Source organism: Conexibacter woesei Iso977N, from assembly GCF_000424625.1.
Classification (GTDB): domain Bacteria; phylum Actinomycetota; class Thermoleophilia; order Solirubrobacterales; family Solirubrobacteraceae; genus Baekduia; species Baekduia woesei_A.
Genome location: NZ_AUKG01000001.1, coordinates 1,868,031 through 1,888,111, shown reverse-complemented (window position 1 = coordinate 1,888,111; position 20,081 = coordinate 1,868,031). Strand labels below are relative to the sequence as shown.

The following is a 20,081-nucleotide window of genomic DNA, read 5'->3' as shown; positions in this document are numbered from 1 at the left end:
GTGCTACTCGACGAGGTACCAGCCGGCCATGCCGCCGTCCTGATGGGCGAAGACATGGCAGTGGTAGAGCCACCGGCCGGGGTTGTCCTCGACGAACCGCGCCGTGATGGTCTCGTTGGGACCGACGGACGGGGTGTCGACGAACGCTCCGGCTTCGTCCTTCCAGCGGTGGCCGTGGATGTGGAAGTCGTGGAAGTTGTTGTCCATGCCGATGATGTGGATCGCGACGTCCTGGCCGACCTTGGCACGGACGATCGGCGTGTTGCCGGCATAGGCGCGACCGTTGAAGCACTGGTACGCGCGCTTCAGGCCGGTGACCGGCGGCTGGAGCTGGTGCATGAACAGGACCTGCTCGGCGTCCGGCCCGGGGTCGCCCCTCTCGCGGATGGTCAGCGAGCCGAAGAGCCCCCGGAACGTGTTGAGCGTGTGGTTGGGGCCGTGGTCGTGGTAGGGCCACGTGCCGACCGCCTCCGGGACGCACTCCCAGGTGTAGGTGAACTCCTCGCCGGAGTCGATGAAGCCGCCGGCGCGGGTGTAGTCGCCGATGAAGACGCCGTCGTACTCCGGGTTGTACTTCACGCCGTGCGGGTGCATCGTCACCGGCTGGGCGAGCTTGCCGGTGATGTTGTTGCGGAAGTGGACGACGAGCGTGTCGCCGACCTCGGCGTGCAGGCGCGGGCCGGGGATCGCGGCCGGGCCGAACGGCGCGGCGAAGCCCTCGGTCATCTGCTGGTAGACGGTCGCGGTGAACGTCGACGGACCAGGGATCTTGACGTCGTGCCAGTCGTCGCGCTCGGTCGGGACGACCGTCCACTTCACGGTCGTCGCCTGGATCCAGTACTCGACGGCGCGGCCGCCGGGCTGCGGCGACGGCGTGACGTAGGTCTGGGACTCGGTCGGCTCCGGTGTCCTGCCCTTGGGCGTCGCGGCGGCCGCGGCGCGGGCGGTCGGCCTGCGGCCGCCGGCCAGCGGCGGGCGCTTGACGGTGCGCGCGGCCGCATCGGCCTTGGCAGCGTCGCCGGCCCTGGACAGCGAGATGTCCTTGCCGCCGATGGTGCAGATGAAGGCCCCGACGGCGCCGACCTGCAGGAAGCGGCGGCGGCTCGTGGTGGGGTCGAACGGTTCGAGGGGATCCGGCGTCATGTGTGGGGAGCGCGTCCGGGGGGTTCGGGACGAGTGAGCCAGACAACGACGGTTGTCGTACGGGAACGCCCGGTGCGGGCGCGGCTCTCCTCCGGCAGCGGCGCGCACTGTACACGAAGACCTGGACAGTTGTCCAAGACAAATGAACGAAAGTCGGCTACGGTCCCCGTCATGGCCGGTCCACCACCCGCAGCCAGCGCCCCGACGCGAGGCCGCCGCGACCGCCGCGGCGAGCAGCGTCGTGCCGAGCTGCTGGAGGCGGCGATCCACCTGATCGGCGCCCACGGGCTGGACGCGGTGACCCACCGCGCGGTCGCCGCCGAGGCCGGTGTGCCGGCGGCGTCGACGTCGTACTACTTCCGCTCCAAGGACGAGCTGATCGACGAGGCGCTGGGCGCGCTGGCCGAGCGCGAGATCGCGCTGCTGCGCGCCCGCCGCGACGCGCTCGGCGAGCTGGCCGCCGACCTCGACATGACCGTCGAGGCGCTGGCCGCGTGGATCGAGGACCAGCTGACGGAGTCCGGGCGGGTCGCGATGCTGGCCCAGTACCAGCTGCAGCTGGAGGCGGCGCGGCGCCCGGAGGCGCGGGACATCCTGGCGGCCTGGAAGGACGGGACCGACGACCTCGCGGAGACCGCGATGCGCGCGCTCGGCGCCGAGGACGTCCGGACCGCGGGGATCCTGCTGGTCTGCGCGATCGACGGGCTGCGGCTGCGGCTGATGGCCTCCGGCCACGAGCCGCTGACCCCGGAGCAGCTGCGCGCGACGCTGCGCGCGTTGTTGTCCGGGTTGATCCGCGCCTAGCGCGGGGCGAGCGCGCGCCTAGAGGGCGATCCAGGCGCCGTCGCGGCGCCCGAGCGTCACGGTGTCCTCGGAGCCGTCCTGCAGGACCACCCGGAACACCGCCTGGTCGGCGTCGGTCCCGGGCTTGTCGACGACCTGGACGAGGTTCAGCGTCCTGGCCTCACGCGGCGCGACCGCGGCGCGCGCCGCGGCTTCGATCGTCGCCCGCTCCCAGCCCTTGTCGTCGGCGCGGGCGTCGGCGAGGGCCGCGTCGGCGGCCTCGATGCGGTGCTTCAGCTCCGCCTCGGACGCGGTGCGGCGGCGGCCCAGGACGACGTAGCCGCCGACGAAGAGCACGAGCAGCACGACGAGGATCGCGACGACGACGATGGCGACGACGTCTCCGGCCGAGGCGAGGATCACGGGTATGAGTCTTACAGCAGGACGTTGCGGGCGGTCAGATGGGTGCCGACCTTGCGCTTGACGCGCTGGAGGGCGTTGTCCACCGTCTTGGTGTCGCAGCCGAGGCGCTCGCCGACCTGCTCGTAGGAGTAGCCGTCGAGGTAGAGCGACAGGACGCGGGACTCCAGCTCGGAGAGCGCGGTGCTCAGGCAGGAGACGAGCGACTGCAGCTCCTCGGAGGAGATGACCTGGTTGACCGGGTCGTGGATCGGCGAGCCCGGGATGACCTCGTCGAGCGTAGGCTCGCCGTCCTGGGCGGAGGCGGGCGAGGCGGAGAACGAGACGTACTGGTTCAGCGGCGTGTGCTTGTTGCGCGTCGCCGTCTTGACCGCCGTGATGATCTGGCGCGTGATGCACAGCTCGGCGAAGTTCCGGAAGGAGCTCTCGCGGTCGGTGCGGTAGTCGCGGACGGCCTTGTAGAGGCCGACGAGACCTTCCTGGATCAGGTCGTCGGCGTCGCCGCCGGCGAGGAAGTAGGACGACGCCTTGAGCCGGACGAAGCCGTAGTAGCGGCGCACGATCCGGTCGTACGCGATCGGGTCACCCTGCTTGGCCAGCGCGATGAGATAGCCATCGTCGACCTGGACCTGTCCTTGAGGGTTGAAGGAGAGACGTGCCACGAGCGAATCCTTTCTGCACGAATGCAGGGGCTTTTGCTCAGTGGCGCACTCCTCCCCTGGCGCCATCTGAAGTTGATGAATAGGCCGCCCTCGAGGTTCCTCAACCTCAGGTCGACCGTTATGTGGGCGGACCCTCCCACAGTTATGGAGCGCCGTCAACCCTCTGCAGGACTTCTTGCGTCGCGTCCGAGACGCACGCGCAGGTTCGAGCCGCCGTTCGGCCCTGGACGACCTACTTCGCGGCGGCGCGGGCGTCCAGGACGCCGTAGAGCAGGACCGCCGCGGCGGCGGAGACGTTGAGGGAGTCGACGTGGCCGCGCATCGGCAGCGAGACGATGTCGTCGCACATGGCCTTGACGCGGGGGCGCAGGCCGGTGCCTTCGGCGCCCATGACGAGGACGACGCCGCCGGTGTAGTCGGGCTGGCGATAGGGCGTGCCCTTGGCGGCTGCGCCGTAGACCCAGAGGTTGGCGGCCTTGGCCTCGGCGAGGTAGTCGGCGAGGTTGCGGACCTGGGCGATCTTGAGGTGCTCGACGGCGCCGGCGCTCGCCTTCGCGGCGGCGGCGGTGACCTCGGCGCTGCGATGTCTCGGGATGACGATCCCGGAGGCGCCGGCCGCCTCCGCGCTACGCGCGATCGCCCCGAGGTTGCGCGGGTCCTGGACCTCGTCGAGCGCGATGATCAGCGGCTGCGCGCCGGCCAGCAGCTCGCCCGGGTCGGCGTACGGGTAGGGCCCGACGTCGGCGACGAGGCCCTGGTGGGCGTCGGAGCCGGCGCGCTGGGTCAGCCAGTCGCCGTCGGCGGGCTCCAGCTGGACGCCGTCGAGCCACGGCTCCTTGGCGGCACCCGCCGTCGCCCAGATGCGGTGCACCTCGCGCCGCCCGGCGCGCAGCGCCTCGAAGATCGGGTTGCGGCCGTAGAGGACGTCCGGCTTCTCGCGGGACTCGGCGACCGGCGTCGCCTCCGCCCCACGCGGGACCGTGCGCCGCTTGGGTCGCGGGCCCTGCGGCGGCTTCGGCGGCCCGCCGCTGCGCGGCTTGGCCGGACCGCGACCGGCGGAGGAGGAACCCCCGCGCGCGCCGCCGCCTCCGGAGGAGGACGGCGCGTCGCTGCGCGGCCCGGAGGAACGCGGCTTCGCGGGACCGCCGCCGGAGGACGAGCCCCCGCGCGCGCCGCCGCCGCTGCGCGGCTTGCCGCCGGAGGGCCTGCCGCCGGACTTCTTCGGTGCCGGGCTCATGCGGGCACCAGCTCGGCGCCGTTTGCACCATCGCGGACGATCCAGCCGGAGGCGGCGAGCTCGTCGCGCAACCGGTCGGCCTCGGCCCAGTCCTTCCCGGCGCGCGCCGACTCGCGTGCGGCGAGCAGCTCCAGCGCCTCGGGGGGCGGGCCGTCGCCGGCGTCGGGCGCGGCGAGCTCCGCCAGGCCGAAGATGTCCAACATCTCGACGAGGTCGTCGCGGCCGACGTCCTCCAGCTTGTTGGCGTCGCTCACCCACGCGGCCAGCGCGGCCAGCGCGCCGGCCGTGTTGAAGTCGTCGGCCAGCGCGGTGAAGAAGGCGTCGCGGTGCTCGCGCAAAGCAGCGGGCGACGGGCCGTCGACCAGGCGGCGCCCCGCCTCGCGGATCCGCTTCAGCCGCCCCTGCGCGTCGCGCAGCGTGTCCGGGGCGAAGACGATCGGCTGGTGGTAGTGGCCGGAGGCGAAGAACAACAACAACGTCTCGCGCCCCCACTCGTCCAGCACCTCGGGCAGCAGCGAGATGTTCCCGAGCGACTTGGACATCTTCTCGCCGCGCATCTCGAGCATGCCGTTGTGCATCCAGATCTGCGCGAGCTCCTCCCCACGTCCGAGGCGCGTCTGCGCGGCCTCGTTCTCGTGGTGCGGGAAGACGAGGTCGGACCCGCCGCCGTGGATCTCGAAGCCGACGCCGAGCAGGTCCTCCGCCATCGCCGAGCACTCGATGTGCCAGCCCGGCCGCCCGCGGCCCCACGGCGTGTCCCACGCGGTGTCCTCGCCCTCCTTCTGCGCCTTCCACAGCGCGAAGTCGAGCGGGTCCTCCTTCAAAGCGATGCCCTCTACGCCCTCGCCCTGGTCGAGGTCGTCGAGATGGCGGTGCGACAGCGTCCCGTACGCGTCGTCGGAGCGCACCCGGAAGTACACGTCGCCCTCCACCGCGTACGCCGCGTCGCGGTCGAGCAGCGCCTGGATCAGCGCCACGATCCCGTCGATCGTCTCGCTCGCCAGCGGCTCGTGGTCCGGACGCCCCAGCCCGAGCGCCTCGGTGTCGGCGCGGTAGTGCTCGGTCATCTCGACCGCCAGCTCCTCCGAGCCCACGCCGGCAGCACGAGCCGCGTCGTAGATCTTGTCGTTGACGTCCGTGACGTTCGCGACGAACGTCACGTCATAGCCCTCGTGCGCCAGGAACCGCTTCAGCCACGAGAACACCACGAACGGCCGCGCGTTCCCCACGTGGATGCGGTTGTAGACGGTCGGCCCGCACGCGTAGATGCCGACCCGGTTCCCCGGTTCGCGCGCGACGAGCGGCTTGAGCTGACCGCTGCGGGTGTCGTGGAGGCGGATCTCGGGCACGTCTCGCAGCCTATCCGTGCGGGGGGTCCGGACCTCTTGCTGAAGGCCGACTGGCAGCGAATGGACACATGGATGATCCACTTCCTTCCGGTTCTAGGCGTACGCTGCCCACCCTCTTGTTGAACCCGATGTCAACTTCGTCGCTCCAGGAACGCGCGCTCGCCCTCGTCGAGGAGGGGTTCCGGACGCTGCCCGAGCGCTACCTCGGCGCGCCGGCCGGGTTCGACGTGACCTACCACGTGCGCCTCGGCGACATCGGCCACACCTTCGAGGTCCGCTGCACCGAGCACACCGCCCGCGTGCGCAAGGGGATCAGCGCCCGCCCCGCGGACGTCGTCATCGGGACCGACTCCCGGACCTGGCTGCGCCTGCGCGCCGGCGAGTTGTCTGCCGTCGAGGCCTTCAAGGAGCGGACGCTGTACGCCCGCGGGATCCTCGACCAGGCCGTCCGCTTCGAGGGCCTGTTCAGTCTCCCCGACGGCCGCGACCCGCTGATGTGCGTGCGCGACGTCGAGGTCGGGCGCGGCCGGACGGTCTCGACGCTGACGGTCGGCGACGGTCCGTCCGACGTCCTGCTGATCCACGGCCTCGGCGCCGCCAAGTCCTCGTTCTTCGACTGCGCCGCCCAGCTCGCGGCCGCTGGGCACCGCGTCCACGCGCTCGACCTGCCCGGCTTCGGCGGCAGCTCCAAGCCGACGACCGCGCCCTACACCGCGCCGTGGTTCGCGCAGAACGTCATCGCGGCGATGGACGCGCTCGGCATCGAGTCCACGCACCTCGTCGGCAACTCGATGGGCGGCCGCGTCGCGCTGGAGATCGGCCTGCGCCACCCGGACCGCGTCCGCTCGATCGCCGCCCTCTGCCCCGCCGTCGCGTTCGTCAAGCGCGACTTCCACCCGCTCGTGCGCCTGCTGCGCCCCGAGCTCGGGCTCCTGCCCCACAAGCTGCGCCGCGGCATCGTCGAGCGCCAGCTGTGGTCGATGTTCCGCGACCCGGACGCGCTGGACCCCTCGATGGCCGACGTCGTCGTCGACGAGTTCCAGCGCATCTACGGCAGCGCCTCCGGCCGCGTCGCCTTCTACGCGAGCGCCCGGAACATCTACCTCGACAGGCCGTTCGGCAAGGGCGGCTTCTACCCGCGCCTGGCCGACCTCGAGCCGCCCGCGCTGTTCGTCTGGGGCACGCATGACCCGCTGATCCCGCCCGGCTTCTCGAAGTACGTCGGCGAGGCGCTGCCGTCCGCCGAGCAGATCGTCCTCGACGGCTGCGGCCACGTCCCGCAGGTCGAGCGCCCCGAGCAGACCACGGGCATGTTGAAGCGGTTGTTCGCCCGCGCCGACCTCAGCACGCGCTCGCGCCGCCGGTTCGCACCCGCCGCCGCGTCCGACGCCGACGCGGCGTAGGGCACAGCGGTGAGCGGGTAGGGTCCGGGCCGATGGGGCTCTCCGCCACCAGCGTGGTCCGCGGCCTGGCCGGCGCCGTCGCGTCCCGCGTCCCGCCGGCCGACCTCGACGAACGCGACCCGGACTACATCCGGGACACGCTGCCGCGCATGTGGCTGCTCGCGTCGCTGTACTTCCGCGGCGAGGTCCGCGGGCTGGGCAACGTCCCGGACGCCGGGCCGGTCCTGCTCGTGGGCAACCACTCGGGCGGGAACCTGACGCCGGACACGACGGTCTTCTCGCTGGCCTTCCACGCCTACTTCGGCGTCGAGCGCAAGTTCCACCAGCTCGCGCACAACCTCGTGCTCTCGATGCCGGGGCTCGGCTTCCTGCGCAAGTACGGGACGGTCGCCGCGTCGCCCGAGAACGCGCGCGCCGCGTTGCGCGCCGGGGCGGCGGTGCTCGTCTACCCCGGCGGCGACCGCGAGGTCCACCGGCCGTCGTGGCAGTCGGGGCGCGTGGACTTCGGCGACCGCAAGGGCTACGTGCGCCTCGCGCTGGACGAGGACGTCCCGATCGTCCCGGTCGTCGCGATCGGCGGGCAGGAGACCGCGCTGTTCCTGTCCCAGGGCGAGTGGCTGGCCAAGTTGTTGTTGTTGGACCGGCTGTTCCGGCTGAAGGTGCTGCCGATCTCGCTCGGGCCGCCGTGGGGGCTGAACGTCGGGGACATGTTGGGGCACATCCCGCTGCCGTCAAAGATCGTCGTCGAGGTGCTGCCGCCGATCCGGCTGCGCGAGGAGTTCGGAAGCGATCCGGATGTCGACGAGGTCCACGCGCACGTCGTCCGGCTGATGCAGGAGACGCTGGACGCGCTCGCCGCCGAGCGCCGGCTGCCGGTGATCGGCTGATGCGCGTCGGCGCCGCCCTCGACATCACCGCGCCGGCCGATGCGGTCTGGACGTTCGTCGACGACCCTGCGCGGTACCTGCACTTCATGTCGGGGATCACGCGCTGGGAGGTCGTCAGCGAGGAGCCGTCCGGACTGGGCGCGCGCTACCGGATGCTCATGCACGTGGGGTCGGCCGAGGTCGGCGGGCTCGTCGAGGTCGTCGAACATGACGTGGGGCGCGACATGGCGTGGGTGAGCGTCGTCGGGATCGACCAGCGCGGCCGCTGGCGTCTGCGGGAGCGGCGGGCGGGCGTCACGCGCGTGGAGCTGCGGCTGTCCTACGGCGTCGCGGGGTCGGGCGCGTGGGGCTGGATCGCCGAGCAGGTCGCGGCGCCGACGGTCCGCGGCCACCTGCGCCGCTCGCTGCAGCAGCTCAAGCGCCAGGTCGAGCACGAGCAGTTGCGCACCGCCGCCGCGGCCCGCCGGGCCGCGCGCAGCAACGGGCACGCGCCGTCGTCGACCTAAAGGGCTGCGTAAGCCGCGCTTCGCGCCGGTAGCCTGCAGGAGCCGTGCCGCCCGGGTCCCCGCTCGACATCCTCGTCGTCGACGACGACGACGCCCTCCGCAACATGCTCACGCGCTCGTTCGAGCGCGAGGGTCACCGCATCACGTCCGTCGCCGACGGCCACGACGCGCTGGAGGAGGCGGGCCGCGGGCACTTCGACGTGATCCTGCTCGATGTCGCGTTGGGTCCGGGGCCGACCGGCTACGACATCGCGCGGGCTTTGCGCGCCCGGCGCAACGTGACGCCGGTGATCATGCTGACCGCGCTGGACTCCGAGGCCGACGCGGTCCAGGGCCTGGAAGCCGGCGCCGACGACTACGTCACCAAGCCGTTCGGGCTGGCCGAGCTGCGCTCGCGGATCCGGGCGGTCCTGCGCCGCGCGCACGGGAACCTGCTGGACGACGGGTTGCTGGAGGTCGGCAACGTGGTCCTGGACCAGCGCCAGCGCGAGGTGTCGGTCGACGGCAGGCCGGTCCGGCTGACGTTCGCGGAGTTCGAGCTGCTGCAGTGCCTGATGGCCAAGCCGGGGCGGCTGCAGAACCGCCAGGAGCTGCTGCGCGCGATCTGGGGCGACAGCGCCTACCGCGACCCGCGGGCGATCGACGTGCACATCCGGCACCTGCGCGAGAAGCTCGAGGAGGCGCCGCAGGATCCGAAGCTGATCCTGACCGTGCGCGGCGCGGGCTACCGGTTCCGGGACCGGTGAGCGTGCGGTGAACCTGCGCGCGCGCTTGTTGTTGGCGTTGCTGGCGACGAGCGCGGTGACGCTCGCGGTCGCGGCGCTGGCGCTGCTGCAGCCGCTGCAGCACCGGCTGGACCGGCAGTCGCGCGAGGCCGTGTCGGGCGCCGCGCTGGCCACGCGCCAGCAGCTGGAGACGACGCTCGCGCACACGCGCGGCGAGCCCACCGCCAGGGTCGACGACATCCTCGACACGCTGGCGCAGCGCACCAGCGGGCGCGTCGGGCTCTACACGGCCGATCACCGCAACGTGTATGCCTTCTCGGGGATCACCGACCCCAACCACGACGACATCCGCAAGGTCGTCGCCTCGGGCAAGACGCGGCCGACCGAGTCCAAGGACGGCAGCGGCGTGGCGGTCGCGATCACGCCGCAGGCCAAGGGCGTGGACGTCAACAGGGAGATCCCGGTCGGCCAGCAGTTCTTCGTGTTGTTGGTTCAGAAGAGCGACCCGGGCGGCAGCGCGGTCGACGTGGTGCGCAGCGCGTTCCTGACCGCGGCGGCGTTCGGGTTGTTGGTGGCGTTGCTGCTGGGCATCGCGTTGTCCACCGGGTTGTCGCGGCGGCTGGGGCGGCTGCGGCGCAGCGCGCTGGCGCTGGCGCGCGACGGCGTGAACGCGCCGCCGCCGCCGTTGGACGCGGGGCGCGACGAGGTCGGCGACCTGGCGCGCGCGCTGGCGTCGATGCAGCAGGCGCTGCGCCGCCAGGAGGAGGCGCGGCGGGCGTTCGTGGCGACGGCGTCGCACGAGCTGCGGACGCCGCTGACGTCGCTGCAGGGCAACCTGGAGCTGTTGTTGGAGGACTTGGACGCGGGCCATCTCGACGTGGAGGACGCCGCCGACGTGCTGCGCGGCGGTCAGCAGCAGCTGCGGCGGATGTCGAACCTGGCGAGCGAGCTGCTGGACCTGTCGCGGCTGGACGCGGGCGTGCAGCTGCGCAGCGAGCCGGTGGAGATCGGCGAGCTGGTCCGGGCGGTCGCGGCGGAGTTCGCGCTGCGCGCGGCGGACCGCGACGTCGAGCTGGACGTCGTGCCGCCGACCGGGCCGGTGTGGGCGTCCGGAGACCCGGGCGCTGTGGCGCGCGCGGCACGGATCCTGATCGACAACGCGCTGCGCTTCTCACCCACGGGCGAGGCGATCCGGATCACCACCGCCTACCACGGCTCCACCACGACGCTCGAGGTCGCCGACCACGGCCCGGGCGTGCCGGTCGCCGAACGCGACCTGATCTTCGAGCGCTTCCAGCGCGGCTCCCGCACCGGTGGCGAGGGCGGCTTCGGCCTCGGCCTGGCGATCGGCCGCGAGCTGGCGCGGCGGCTGGGCGGCGAGCTGGAGCTGGCGACCCAGTCCGAAGCCGGCGGGGCGCGGTTCGTCCTGACGCTGCCGATCGAGATGCCCCGCGGGACCGGGGCGTCCGAGGACGCAGCGGGCGAGGCCGGCGAGGCGACGGGCGAAGAGCAGACGCCGCCGCCGGCCGTGCCGACGCCGGACGCCTAGTTGTCGCTGCCGCCCTGGAGGGCGGCGCACTCCGCACAGCGACCCTCGACGACGAGCTCGGCGCCCTCGGCGTCGAAGCCCGTGGCGCGGGCGGCCTTCAGCGCGCGGGCGGTGTCGATGTCGAGCTCGAGGTCCTCGACGCGGCCGCAGATGCGGCAGCGGAGGTGGACGTGGTCGTTGGTCCGGGGGTCGTAGAGGACGGGGCCGCCGACGCTGACCCGCCGCGCCTCGCCCAGCTCGGTGAGGAGGTCGAGGGTCGCGTAGACGGTCGGCAGCGAGACGCCCGGCAGCTGCTCCGACGCGCGCCGCAGGACCTCCTCGGCGGTGACGTGCCGGTCCAGCTCGCGCAGCAGACGCCCGATGACGAGCCGCTGCGACGTGACCCGCTGGCCGCGCTCCTTCAGCGCCGCGACGAGCCGCGCCTCGGCGGCAGCCTCGGCCGCCGCGTCTCCGCCCGCCGCCGACCCTCCGCGCGCGGCCGCTGCGCCGTCTTCTGTTCGGGTGCCCTTCATAGCTCGTCGTACATAGTAGGGCATCCTTATTTTGAGTCTCTTGTATTATGAAGGCCGTGAGCGAACAGGCCCTGCATCTCCCCTCTTCCCCGGCGATCGACGCGGCGCGGCGCAAGCTCGTGCTGCAGCGGATCCAGCCCGGCCTGGTCGGGTTGATCGACGGGACGATCTCGACGCTCGCGCCGATCTTCGCGGCCGCGTACCTCGCGGGCTCGCGGGCGGCGCTGCTGGTCGGGCTCGCGTCGGCGCTCGGCGCGGCGATCTCGATGGGGCTGAGCGAAGGCCTCTCCGACGACGGTTCGGTCACCGGCCGCGGCTCGTCGGCCTCACGCGGGCTGATCACCGGCGGCGCGACGTTCCTCGGCGGCACCTTCCACGCGCTGCCGTTCCTGATCCACGACGTCTCGACCGCGCTGACCGTCGCCTACGTGGTGGTCTCGATCGAGCTGGTCGCGATCGCGGTGATCCGCAAGCGCTTCATGAACGTCCCCCTGCCGATCTCACTCGTCCAGGTCACCCTCGGCGGCGTCCTCGTCGCGACCGTCGGCATCCTCGTCGGCCACGCGTAACAATCGGGGGCATGTCGTTCGCTCGTGACGCCGCCACCCACGCCTATTACGACGCCCGTGCCGGCGAGTACGACGAGTGGTACGAGGGCGAGGGGCGCTTCGCGGATCGGGACCGGCCCGGCTGGTCGGCGGAGGTCGAGGAGCTGGTGCGGGTGGTCGACGCGCTGCCGTCCGGGCGGACGCTCGACGTCGCCTGCGGCACCGCGTTCCTGACGCAGCACCTGCAGGGCTTCGCGGTCGGGCTGGACCAGTCGCCGTCGATGGTCGCGCTCGCGCAGGAGCGCCTACCCGACGGGCTGGCGCTGACCGGCGACGCGCTCGCGCTCCCGTTCGCCGACCGCGCCTTCGACCGCGTCCTGACCGCCCACTTCTACGGCCACCTCGTGCCCGAGGAGCGCACCGCGTTCCTCGCCGAGGCCGCGCGCGTGGCCAGCGAGCTGATCGTCATCGACTCGGCACCCCGCGAGGACAGGCCGCTCGAAGGTTGGGAGCAGCGGATCCTCAACGACGGCTCCGAGCACAAGGTCTTCAAGCGCTTCCTGACCCCCGAGACGATCCTCGAAGAGCTCGGCGAAGCCGGCGGCACCGGCGAGACCCTGTACGAAGGCCGCTGGTTCAGCGCCGTCCGCGCGACCCTCTGGACCAACGCGCCGAGCGTCGACTGACGCGCCGGTTAACGACCGACGGGCCGCTTTCGCGACCCGTCGTCGTTGCACGCACGCCGGGCTTGTACCCATGGCGTGCGGAACCGCAAACCTCTAGGCCTCGGTGACCAGCGGCTCGGTCTCGTAGACCGTCTTCGGCAGCTTCGCGTACGGCTGCTCGGTGTCGGCGTCGGTCTGCTCCTCGTGGTAGACCGACTCGACGTTGACGGCCCAGATGTCGTGGCCCTCGTTGCGCAGGATGTTGTCGACCGCGCGCATCGCGGACAGCATCGAGTGGTCCGAGTTGTTGTAGCGGTGCAGGCCGTTGCGGCCGACCTGGACGAAGTCCTCCAGCGGGTCGAGCCACGAGCGGATCGACTCGACGCGCTCCGCGTAGGTCTCGTCGTACATCGGGTAGGCGAGCGGGACGCGCACGACGTAGCCGCGCTTGACCTGCTCGGGCCTCGCGAGGCCGAGCTGCTGCAGCTCCTGCGTGGCGAGCTCGACGAGCTTGTCATCGTCCATGGTCCAGAGGTCGTCGCCCTTGAAGGCGAAGTACTCCAGGCCGACGCACGCGGTGTCCGGGTCCGGGACCATCCACGGCGACCAGGAACGGTAGTTCTGGATGCGGCCGACGCGGACGTCCGGCTCGTGGATGTAGATCCAGTTGTCCGGGAACAGGTCCTGGCCGTCGAGCACCAGCGCGACCGTCAGGAAGTCGCGGTAGCGCAGGCCCTGCGCGGCCTGCTGGACCTCGGCGGGCGCACCCGGCGAGGTCAGGCCGACCATGTGGCGCAGCGGCAGCGACGAGATCGTCCCGCGCGGCTCGATGACGCCCTGCGGCGTGTGGATGCGCACCACGCGGCCGTCCTCGACGTCGATCTGCTGCGCCGGGGACTCGAGGCGGACCTCGCCGCCCATCTCCTCGATGCGGTTGGTCATCATCTCCCACATCTGACCCGGTCCGTACCGCGGGTACTGGAACTTGTCGATGAGGGACGTGATGTCGTCCTTGTTGCCGAAGAACGCGGCCTTGGCGGCGGAGAAGAAGTTGAGGTTCTTGATCCGCTGAGCGGCCCAGTCGGCGCGCAGCTCCTTGGTGGAGACGCCCCAGACCTTCTCGGTGTAGGACTTGAAGAAGTGCTGGAACAAGCGCTTGCCGAAGCGGTTGGAGACCCAGTCCTCGAAGGTCTCCTCCTTGCCCTTGGGCTTGACGGCCGCGTACATGTAGGAGATGCCGCAGCGCACGAGCTCGACCGGGCCGAGCTTCTTGATGACGTCGGTGCCCTTGAGCGGGTAGTCGAGGTACTTGCCGCGCCAGAAGATGCGGGACTGCCGAGGGCGCATGAGGAACTCGTCGCCCATGATCTCCAGCCAGAGGTCGTTGACCTCCCTGTTCTTGGTGAAGAACCGGTGGCCGCCGAGGTCGAAGCGATAGCCCTCGGGGTCGACGACGGTCTTGGCCAGACCACCGACCTGATCCTCGGCCTCCAGCACGATGACCTTGCGGCCGGCCTTGGCCAGCAGGTACCCGGCGGAGAGGCCGGCCGGGCCGCCCCCGATCACGACGTAGGGGCGCGTGTCCCCATGGTCGTCGTCGTGCTTGGGTAGCGTCGGCGGTTCGTCGACAAGCGTCATGTCCTGCACGATGCCCGGTCCGGGCGCGTTGTACGGGTTCTGCTAACGGGACCTAACAGTTCTTCACTGAACGACCGGCGCACGATTTCCCCGCTGTGGAGCGGTTTTCCGCGCGGTTTTGCGCGGGAACCCGAGGGCGCGCATCCCGCCCATGATCGCGATCGCGGCGATGAAGAAGATGATGATCCCGAGCAGCAGCGGGCTGCGGGCGTCGGTCCCGGCCATGAGCGCGTGGATCGTGCCGAGGATGAAGGCGGCGGAGGCGAAGCGGTGGGCCGAGCGCCAGCGGCGCGCCCCGATGCGGCGGCGCTGGTAGAAGGACAGCCCGAACGCCGCCAGGCAGTAGAAGGCGATGATCCCGAGGCCGGTCCAGAGCGGGCGGTAGGAGAGCGTGAACGGGATCGCGAGCTGCGTGATCGAGGGCTTGAGGTAGGAGTCGCCGAGCAGCAGGAGGCCGTGCGCGGTGATCGCGACGAGGCCGGTGATCGCGAGGCGCTCGTGGTAGGGGCGCAGGCGTGCGGCCTGCTGGGGCGAGACGAGCCTGAGGGCGGAGACCAGGCCGAGGATCGAGACGATCCCGAGCGCGATGAAGCCGACGATGCCCGCCGCGCGGGAGGCGAGCCAGAAGGTGTAGTCGAAGGGGTTGGGCATGTCAGGCCGCCGCCGGCTCGCGGTTCGCTGCGCGCCGGACGGCGAGGCGCAGGGCGGGGATCGGCTCGACGCGGCCGTCCTCGTGGATCAGGACGCCGCCGAGGGCGGCGAGGGTCCGGCGGGCGCCGCGCGGACCGCGGAGGTACGCGGTCTTCGCGAGCACTTCGGCTTCCAGCGCGGTCCGGCCGACGGCGGTCGCGGAGAGCAGGCCGGTCCAGGCGGGGCGCTGGGTGGCGGGGTCCAGGAGGTGGTGGGCGGGGTCGCCGAAGCGGTCGACCCAGACGCGGCGGTGGATGCCGGAGGTCGCCACGCCGCCGGTGCCGAGCCTGAAGGTGTGGGCGGTCCGGTGCGTGAGCGGGTGGATGACGTCGACGTGGTGCGCGCCCCCGCCGCCGTGGCCGAGCGCGAGGTCGCCGCCGACGTCGACGACGTAGCGCAGGCCGGTGAGGCGCTGGGCGACGAGGTCCGCCGCGAGGCCCTTGCCGACGCCGCCGGAGTCGAGGCGTACGCCTTGGGGCTTGTTGATGGTCTTGCGGTCGTTGTCGGTGGCGAGCGCCTGCCACCGTGCGCGCGGGTCGGGCGCGGCGACCGCCCGGGGCGGGGCGGCCGCCAGCGCCACGTCGATCGGGACGGCGCGCGAGCCGTCCCAGTGGTCGGCGTAGCCGGCGTCGTGGACGTCGTGGCCGAGCGTGACGTCGACGAGGCCGCCGGAGACGCGGCCGGCGTAGGCACCGGCGCGGACGAGGGCGCGGAGGTGGTCGTCCGCGACCGGGACCGTCGTCCGCGGGTCGCGGGAGAGGCGGTTGAGTGGCGAGTCGTCGTCGAACCGCGTCCACTTCGCGTCGAGCTCGTGGAGGAGCTGCTGCGCGTCGGTGGCGGCGTGGGCGAGGCGGGTCGACGGGTCGGCGCCGGGAGCGCGGTCGGCGAGGATCAGCCGCGCCTCGACGCCCATCGTGGTGAACGTGCGGTCGAGGAGGCTCATGACGCGGAGGTGGAGGCCTGCGGGGTGGACGAGACGGAGCCGCTCGAGGACGACGAGTTGTCGCTGCTGGAGGAGGAGCCGCTCGACGACGAGTCGTCGCTGCTGGTCGACGACGAGCCGTCGGAGTAGTCGTACGGGTCGCTCGATGTGTCGTCACTGGACGACGTCGTCGTGGTCGTCGTGGTGGTGTTGTTGGTGACCTTGGTCGCGGCGATCGCCGGGTCGTCGCCCGCGTGGACGCGGAACGCCAGCACGCTGAACACCGCGACGACGCTCGCGACACCGCCGGCCGCGAAGCTCCGCACGCTCGGAACGCGCCGCTTCGGGACCTTCTTGGGGGCAGGTTCTCCGTTCGTCATGCCAGGAGGATCGACTTCTGCCCTGAACCCTTCCTGAACCGTCACTGGGACCTTCCTGAGCTGCCGGCGCGCGCGGAAGGTTCGGGGTCGCCCGGTGTGGCACGGAAGAACCTGGGCGTTCCCGACGTTGGTCGGCCATGAGCATCAAGGACCAGGCTCGGAACGTCGCGATCGAGCGCCTGCGCAAGCTGCTGCCGCAGGCGGCGCCGGAGCTGGAGCTGCTCGGCCAGAACTTCCCGCACGGCTTCACGCGCGACAGCTGGAGCCGGCCGCTGCCGCTCGGCGCGATCCCGACGGACGGCGACCTGCCGCTGCCGCCCGAGGAGCTGTGGGCCTACTACTGCACCGGCGCCGAGAGCTGGCTGGACAGCGGGCGTCGCGACGTCGCGACGATGCGCGACGAGCTGACCGCCAGCGGTGCGCCGATCGAGGAGATGGGCCGCGTGCTCGAGGTCGGCTCGGCCTCGGGGCGCATGATCCGCCACCTGGAGGACGTGGCGCTCGGCGGCGTCGAGGTCTGGGGCGTCGACATCTGGTCGACCGCCGTGCTCTGGTGCCAGGACAACCTCTCGCCGCGCTTCCGCTTCGCGACCACCACGCTGATCCCGCACCTGCCGTTCCCCGACGGCCACTTCGACCTCATCTACGGCGGGTCGCTGTTCACGCACATCGACGACCTCGCCGAGGCGTGGTTCCTGGAGATGCACCGCGTCCTGGCGCCCGGCGGCCGCCTCTACTTCTCGATCAACGACCACAGCTCGGTCGAGATCTTCGAGGGCCGCGGGCCGGCCGACCGCTACGAGGAGTTCTACGAGCGCACCGGCGGCCAGGCGGAGTGGGAGAGCTTCGTGCGGCTGATCCAGGGCAACGCGGACTACCAGCGCTTCCGCCGCCGCGAGGCCTACATGTTCACCCAGGGCAAGATGATGAGGCACGTCATGTGGGACACCGACGTGCTCACCCGCCGCCTGGACTGGGGCTACAAGCCCCACTCGATCACGCCGATGGGCTACGGCCATCAGTCGACGGTCCTGCTCGAAGCCGTGCCCTTCGGGTCGGGCGCCGAGGGCGCGACGAGCGCCGGCGCCGGAGTGGCCGCTAGTTCTTGAGGTAGACGACCCGGGCCGATGCGGATGAAGTTCTTGTCCGGCTCCAGCTTGCGCTTCGGGCCGTCGGCCTGAAGCGATCGAGCGCGTCGCGCCAGTCGAAGACGGGGTTGCGGTCACGGGCCCGAGGGCGTCGGCCCAGCGGTAGCCGCCGCCGAGGTGGTAGCGCGTCGTCGGGCCCGTGCTCTGAGGTGCGACGAAAGACCCCACGATCGACGCGCGAATGCGCAGAAATAGCGGTGATTGCGCCCGTCGGCCCTTGACCGTCAGCCGGCCGAACCTATGGTGCACCGATCGTGAGCGCTCAGTCAGACAACCTGCCCGACATCGAGCTGGTCGCACCGCCCCGAGGATCTGACGCCCTGCGGGAGGTCATCAGGCTCGGGCGTTCCGCGAAGGCGACGGTCGGCTTCCTCCCAGACGCCGCGTTCGAGCAGCGGACCACACAGCGAACGCTTCTCGCCGCGACGATCGAGGACCGGGTCGTCGCGTATGTCCTCTACGACCTGCCACGCGACGAGATCCGCATCGTGCAGCTCGTCGTTGCGAAGCCACACCAGGGCCGCGGGCTCGCGCGGCTGCTCGTCGACGCGATCGCGGACGCGCACCCGAACCGACGTGGCATCGTGCTTCGCTGCCGCGACGACTTCCCCGCAACAACCCTTTGGGAGAAGCTCGACTTCCACCCCGTCTCGGCGAAGGCCGGCCGAAGCCTCGATGGCAAGCTCCTGACCCGATGGTTCCGGTCCTTCGGCCAGCCCGATCTGTTCACGTTCCTGCACGAGCAGGACACGCGACCGCTTGCGGTACTGGACGCGTCGACCTTCTTCGATGTCGTCGAAGGCACGAAGCGCCATGCCGAGCAGCTTCGAGCCGACTGGATCGGCGAGCACGCGCGGCTCGGAGTGGCCGATCACATTCTCCACGAGATCCACCGGGGAGACGATCCGGACCGCAAGGCCCGCCAGCGCCAGGCGACCGAGCCGCTGCGCCTCGCTTCGGACAGCACCAACGGCTGGAAGGAGGTCCGTGCCGTGATCGACGGCGCGCATCCGGACGCACCGCCAACCGACAACGACGACTTGATCCACCTCGCGCAGGCGATCGCCGCGAACGCCACGTGGGTGGTCACCGGAGACCGGAGGTTCATCGCGCGATACGGGCGCACGGCTGAACGAATCGGGTCCACGGCGATCGTCACGCCGCAGCAGTTCCTGCTCGAGCTCGACGAGACCGCACGCGACGACCAGTACCGCCCGGCAGAGCTGGCCGGCACCGACGTCACACGGCGCGCGGTCGACGCGACGACGCTTCCTGGTCTCGCGCCCAGCTTCGTCAATCACCGCCTTGGAGACCGCATCCGCGGTCTGCGCGACGAGATCGACGACCTCGCAGTGCACCCGGACGCCCGCCTCGAAGTGATCGAGGTTGCGGGCGAGTTGCGGGGCCTGGCCTGTTGGGTGGTCACTGGTGGTTCCCTCGACGTTCTGCTTGCACGCGTGACCTCGGGCGTCGCGGAGACCACCATCGGACGCCACCTCCTCGCGATGATGCGAGACGAGGCGGTCGGAGCGGAAGTCGAGGTCGTGCGAGTGCTTGATGAGCGGCCGTCGCGCGCCGTCGAGAGCAGCTTTCGCGACGAAGGCTTCGCGTTGAACGACAGGGACGAGATCGTCGCTCACCCGCTGACCGGACGTGGCACCCTCGGCGAGCTTCACGCGCTTGCCACCCGGCTCAACTCGCCGATGGTCGACGACGGGCTCTTCGCGCCGACCGGGAACGACCTCGTGCACCGCGCCGCACTCGCCGAGCGGTGGTTTGCCCCATTCGTCGTCCTCGGCGCCGGTCTCCCCACCTACTACGTACCGATCAGGCACGGCTGGGCGACCGACCTCGTTGATGTTGGCCTCGCGGCAGGCCAACTGCTTCCGCGGCCCTGGCGACTCGGCCTGCGACGGGAGCTCGTGTACTACAGAAGCCCGCTGAACAGTCGCGGGATCGCCGCCCCTGCACGATTGGTCTGGTACGTCTCGGGTGATGAGCCGGGGGCAGGAAATGTGCGGGGCGTGTCGCATCTCACCGACGTGGTCGTCGATGAACCGAAGCGCCTCTACCAGCGATTCAGGGCGCTTGGCGTATGGACCGAGCAAGATGTGGTGAAGGCCGCGGGCAAGGGCCCGACGGCCATGGCACTCCGGTTCACCGCGACACGTCGCCTCGGACCCGTACCGCTGAAGGACTACGAGAACCTGATGGCGCCCGCTGCCGTCATGCTCCAGTCCGTCCACCCGATAGACGAACATACGTTCGTGCGCATCCTCGACTACCGCCCGCCCCATGCGAGCTGACCAGATCGTGCTCCTCAGCGTGCGCCCACGATTCGCCGCCGCGCTGCTTGATGGCACGAAGACGGTCGAGCTGCGACGGCGCCGAGCGCGCATCGCGCCGGGCACCCTGTGCCTGCTCTACGAAAGTTCGCCGACGTGCGCGCTCGTGGGCGCCGTGCGCGTCGCTGAGACCGAGACGTCCGATCCCGAGGACATCTGGTCACGACATGCTCCTGCGATGGGCCTGACTCGGGCCGAGTACGACAACTACCTCGAAGGCGCCGCCCAGCCTTGTGCGATCGTCGTCGATGCGACGGCGAAGTTCGCTCGACCGATCCGGCTTCATGAGCTGCGCCGGCGCCAACGGCACTTCGTCACCCCGCAGAGCTACCGCTTCCTGAAAGACCGTGAAGCGCCATCACTGCTGAACGGCCAGATGCAGGACCTGGAACCGCTGTCCGCGGTGCCGAAGACAGCGCGCTGACGGCGCGCTCATGACAAGGCCGCGACTCGACCGGCAGGTCGAGCGGGATGATCGACCGCGCAGCCTCGTCGCGCTTCTGGCCGAACGCTCAACGCGGCCCCCTCAGAACGAACGCCGGCTCTTCGGCGTCTTCCGTCCCGGGTAA

At 71.3% G+C, this 20,081-nt stretch carries 21 protein-coding genes; 11 read left to right on the top strand and 10 right to left on the bottom strand.

Going from position 1 to position 20,081, the window contains the following annotated elements; genetic code table 11:
* Positions 1–3: 3 nt before the first annotated feature.
* Positions 4–1,143 carry a multicopper oxidase domain-containing protein gene (locus tag H030_RS30715; RefSeq protein WP_027005909.1) on the bottom strand — a complete coding sequence of 380 codons (1,140 nt, stop codon included), beginning with the start codon at positions 1,141–1,143 and terminating at the stop codon, positions 4–6.
* A gap of 171 nt (positions 1,144–1,314) precedes the next feature.
* Between H030_RS30715 and H030_RS36760 the strand changes: the two genes are divergently transcribed.
* Complete coding sequence (locus H030_RS36760; protein WP_051222166.1) at positions 1,315–1,947, top strand: TetR/AcrR family transcriptional regulator; 633 nt, start codon at positions 1,315–1,317, stop codon at positions 1,945–1,947.
* 18 nt (positions 1,948–1,965) lie between these two features.
* Here H030_RS36760 and H030_RS0109250 read toward each other — a convergent pair whose 3' ends face one another.
* From H030_RS0109250 to cysS, 4 genes are all read right to left on the bottom strand, one after another.
* Positions 1,966–2,349: a hypothetical protein gene (locus H030_RS0109250; protein ID WP_027005908.1), complete on the bottom strand. Its 384-nt coding sequence runs from the start codon at positions 2,347–2,349 to the stop codon at positions 1,966–1,968.
* Between the two features lie 11 nt (positions 2,350–2,360).
* A complete protein-coding gene (gene sigH / locus H030_RS0109245; RefSeq protein WP_027005907.1) occupies positions 2,361–3,008 on the bottom strand; it encodes an RNA polymerase sporulation sigma factor SigH in 648 nt (215 codons plus the stop codon).
* 232 nt (positions 3,009–3,240) lie between these two features.
* Positions 3,241–4,245, bottom strand: coding sequence for a 23S rRNA (guanosine(2251)-2'-O)-methyltransferase RlmB (rlmB, locus tag H030_RS30695; RefSeq protein WP_081690633.1), 1,005 nt, complete (start codon positions 4,243–4,245; stop codon positions 3,241–3,243).
* Positions 4,242–5,594, bottom strand: coding sequence for a cysteine--tRNA ligase (gene cysS / locus H030_RS0109235; protein WP_051222164.1), 1,353 nt, complete (start codon positions 5,592–5,594; stop codon positions 4,242–4,244). Before cysS ends, rlmB begins: the two co-directional genes overlap by 4 nt.
* A gap of 128 nt (positions 5,595–5,722) precedes the next feature.
* Here cysS and H030_RS0109230 point away from each other — a divergent pair, with 128 nt between their 5' ends.
* Genes H030_RS0109230 through H030_RS30685 form a run of 5 tightly spaced genes read left to right on the top strand, consistent with a single transcriptional unit; the run spans position 5,723 to position 10,664 of the window.
* Entirely contained in the window at positions 5,723–6,997 is a 1,275-nt protein-coding gene (locus H030_RS0109230) for an alpha/beta fold hydrolase (protein ID WP_027005905.1), read from the top strand.
* A 32-nt stretch (positions 6,998–7,029) separates the two neighbouring features.
* Complete coding sequence (locus H030_RS0109225; RefSeq protein WP_051222162.1) at positions 7,030–7,884, top strand: 1-acyl-sn-glycerol-3-phosphate acyltransferase; 855 nt, start codon at positions 7,030–7,032, stop codon at positions 7,882–7,884.
* Complete coding sequence (locus H030_RS30690; RefSeq protein ID WP_051222160.1) at positions 7,884–8,390, top strand: SRPBCC family protein; 507 nt, start codon at positions 7,884–7,886, stop codon at positions 8,388–8,390. The genes H030_RS0109225 and H030_RS30690 overlap by 1 nt, the downstream gene beginning before the upstream one ends.
* A 44-nt stretch (positions 8,391–8,434) precedes the next feature.
* The gene (locus H030_RS0109215; RefSeq protein WP_027005903.1) at positions 8,435–9,136 is read left to right on the top strand and encodes a response regulator transcription factor; all 702 of its coding nucleotides are present in this window, start codon (positions 8,435–8,437) and stop codon (positions 9,134–9,136) included.
* 7 nt (positions 9,137–9,143) lie between these two features.
* Positions 9,144–10,664: a sensor histidine kinase gene (locus tag H030_RS30685; protein WP_035126034.1), complete on the top strand. Its 1,521-nt coding sequence runs from the start codon at positions 9,144–9,146 to the stop codon at positions 10,662–10,664.
* Here the strand turns inward: H030_RS30685 and H030_RS0109205 are convergent.
* A complete protein-coding gene (locus tag H030_RS0109205; protein ID WP_051222158.1) occupies positions 10,661–11,176 on the bottom strand; it encodes a Fur family transcriptional regulator in 516 nt (171 codons plus the stop codon). The genes H030_RS30685 and H030_RS0109205 overlap by 4 nt on opposite strands.
* Before the next feature lie 56 nt (positions 11,177–11,232).
* Between H030_RS0109205 and H030_RS0109200 the strand changes: the two genes are divergently transcribed.
* Both H030_RS0109200 and H030_RS36755 read left to right on the top strand, forming a co-directional pair.
* The gene (locus H030_RS0109200; protein WP_196809057.1) at positions 11,233–11,745 is read left to right on the top strand and encodes a hypothetical protein; all 513 of its coding nucleotides are present in this window, start codon (positions 11,233–11,235) and stop codon (positions 11,743–11,745) included.
* An 11-nt stretch (positions 11,746–11,756) separates the two neighbouring features.
* Positions 11,757–12,410 carry a class I SAM-dependent methyltransferase gene (locus tag H030_RS36755; RefSeq protein WP_027005900.1) on the top strand — a complete coding sequence of 218 codons (654 nt, stop codon included), beginning with the start codon at positions 11,757–11,759 and terminating at the stop codon, positions 12,408–12,410.
* A 93-nt stretch (positions 12,411–12,503) separates the two neighbouring features.
* Here the strand turns inward: H030_RS36755 and H030_RS30675 are convergent, their stop codons facing one another.
* From H030_RS30675 to H030_RS0109175, 4 genes are all read right to left on the bottom strand, one after another.
* Positions 12,504–14,027, bottom strand: coding sequence for an NAD(P)/FAD-dependent oxidoreductase (locus H030_RS30675; RefSeq protein ID WP_081690630.1), 1,524 nt, complete (start codon positions 14,025–14,027; stop codon positions 12,504–12,506).
* 63 nt (positions 14,028–14,090) lie between these two features.
* Positions 14,091–14,678: a ferric reductase-like transmembrane domain-containing protein gene (locus tag H030_RS0109185; protein WP_027005899.1), complete on the bottom strand. Its 588-nt coding sequence runs from the start codon at positions 14,676–14,678 to the stop codon at positions 14,091–14,093.
* 1 nt (position 14,679) lies between these two features.
* The gene (locus H030_RS0109180; protein WP_027005898.1) at positions 14,680–15,660 is read right to left on the bottom strand and encodes an FAD:protein FMN transferase; all 981 of its coding nucleotides are present in this window, start codon (positions 15,658–15,660) and stop codon (positions 14,680–14,682) included.
* Positions 15,657–16,019, bottom strand: a complete 363-nt coding sequence (locus H030_RS0109175; RefSeq protein ID WP_155891938.1) for a hypothetical protein — start codon at positions 16,017–16,019, stop codon at positions 15,657–15,659. The genes H030_RS0109180 and H030_RS0109175 overlap by 4 nt, the downstream gene beginning before the upstream one ends.
* A gap of 137 nt (positions 16,020–16,156) precedes the next feature.
* On the opposite strand from H030_RS0109175, the gene H030_RS30670 reads away from it, so the two are divergent.
* From H030_RS30670 to H030_RS30665, 3 genes are all read left to right on the top strand, one after another.
* On the top strand, positions 16,157–17,128 hold the full coding sequence (locus H030_RS30670; RefSeq protein WP_051222155.1) for a class I SAM-dependent methyltransferase: 972 nt from the start codon (positions 16,157–16,159) through the stop codon (positions 17,126–17,128).
* 293 nt (positions 17,129–17,421) lie between these two features.
* The gene (locus tag H030_RS0109165) at positions 17,422–19,473 is read left to right on the top strand and encodes a GNAT family N-acetyltransferase (protein ID WP_027005896.1); all 2,052 of its coding nucleotides are present in this window, start codon (positions 17,422–17,424) and stop codon (positions 19,471–19,473) included.
* Positions 19,463–19,936 (top strand): ASCH domain-containing protein, encoded by a 474-nt coding sequence (locus tag H030_RS30665; RefSeq protein WP_051222154.1) that lies wholly within the window; start codon positions 19,463–19,465, stop codon positions 19,934–19,936. The genes H030_RS0109165 and H030_RS30665 overlap by 11 nt, the downstream gene beginning before the upstream one ends.
* Positions 19,937–20,081: the final 145 nt, after the last annotated feature.

Coding starts and splice junctions, on each gene's coding strand:
- H030_RS0109205 (WP_051222158.1), bottom strand. CDS start 11,176: ATGAAGGGCACCCGAACAGAAGACGGCGCAGCGGCCGCGCGCGGAGGG.
- H030_RS0109225 (WP_051222162.1), top strand. CDS start 7,030: ATGGGGCTCTCCGCCACCAGCGTGGTCCGCGGCCTGGCCGGCGCCGTC.
- H030_RS30675 (WP_081690630.1), bottom strand. CDS start 14,027: ATGACGCTTGTCGACGAACCGCCGACGCTACCCAAGCACGACGACGAC.
- H030_RS36755 (WP_027005900.1), top strand. CDS start 11,757: ATGTCGTTCGCTCGTGACGCCGCCACCCACGCCTATTACGACGCCCGT.
- H030_RS36760 (WP_051222166.1), top strand. CDS start 1,315: ATGGCCGGTCCACCACCCGCAGCCAGCGCCCCGACGCGAGGCCGCCGC.
- H030_RS0109180 (WP_027005898.1), bottom strand. CDS start 15,660: ATGAGCCTCCTCGACCGCACGTTCACCACGATGGGCGTCGAGGCGCGG.
- H030_RS0109175 (WP_155891938.1), bottom strand. CDS start 16,019: ATGACGAACGGAGAACCTGCCCCCAAGAAGGTCCCGAAGCGGCGCGTT.
- H030_RS0109185 (WP_027005899.1), bottom strand. CDS start 14,678: ATGCCCAACCCCTTCGACTACACCTTCTGGCTCGCCTCCCGCGCGGCG.
- H030_RS30690 (WP_051222160.1), top strand. CDS start 7,884: ATGCGCGTCGGCGCCGCCCTCGACATCACCGCGCCGGCCGATGCGGTC.
- H030_RS30715 (WP_027005909.1), bottom strand. CDS start 1,143: ATGACGCCGGATCCCCTCGAACCGTTCGACCCCACCACGAGCCGCCGC.
- H030_RS30665 (WP_051222154.1), top strand. CDS start 19,463: ATGCGAGCTGACCAGATCGTGCTCCTCAGCGTGCGCCCACGATTCGCC.
- H030_RS30670 (WP_051222155.1), top strand. CDS start 16,157: ATGAGCATCAAGGACCAGGCTCGGAACGTCGCGATCGAGCGCCTGCGC.
- H030_RS0109230 (WP_027005905.1), top strand. CDS start 5,723: ATGTCAACTTCGTCGCTCCAGGAACGCGCGCTCGCCCTCGTCGAGGAG.
- rlmB (WP_081690633.1), bottom strand. CDS start 4,245: ATGAGCCCGGCACCGAAGAAGTCCGGCGGCAGGCCCTCCGGCGGCAAG.